Below are 514 nucleotides of genomic sequence, written 5' to 3'. Positions count from 1 at the left end.
TCTATTGAAATACAAATCCCACTACAAGAAAAAAACAGCTCTGCATTGATGGTACCAACTGATAGTATCATTTCCGATGATGATGGAAATAATTTCATCTATATATATCAGCCAGAAAATGATCTAGCTATTAAATCTAAAATAGAAATAGATCGTCGAAGCCCGATGAAAACAGAGATAATAGCAGGAATAAAGGTTGGGGAAATCATTGTCACCCCCCCAGAAACTAACAATAGTGAATACGATATTATTGAGTTCAAATAACATGCTAAATATACAAAATGCTGAAAAGTGTTATACCACCAAAACAATTAAAACCAAGGTTCTTAATCATCTTAGCTTCAGCGTTGAAAAAGGTGATTTCGTTTCTATTATGGGGCCATCAGGCTCAGGGAAATCCACATTACTTAATATCATCGGTCTGTTTGACTCTCTTGATAATGGTTCATTCACACTGGCGAAAAAAAACATTATTGATATGAGCTACTCACAAAAAATAATATTAAGACGATTA

General features: G+C 33.5%; 1 protein-coding gene and 1 pseudogene. Both read left to right on the top strand.

Features of this window, described 5'->3' with window-relative positions:
* Window positions 1–264: pseudogene (locus V2A85_RS24390) on the top strand (RND transporter); the annotation flags it as partial.
* A gap of 1 nt (window position 265) precedes the next feature.
* Window positions 266–514: ATP-binding cassette domain-containing protein (locus V2A85_RS24385; RefSeq protein ID WP_420072647.1), on the top strand; the 249-nt coding region annotated here is incomplete at its 3' end.

The organism is Yersinia sp. 1252 StPb PI (assembly GCF_048593885.1).
GTDB classification, from domain to species: domain Bacteria; phylum Pseudomonadota; class Gammaproteobacteria; order Enterobacterales; family Enterobacteriaceae; genus Yersinia; species Yersinia enterocolitica_E.
Note: the sequence above shows the minus strand (reverse complement) of the source record. Positions and strands in the feature narration are given on the sequence as shown.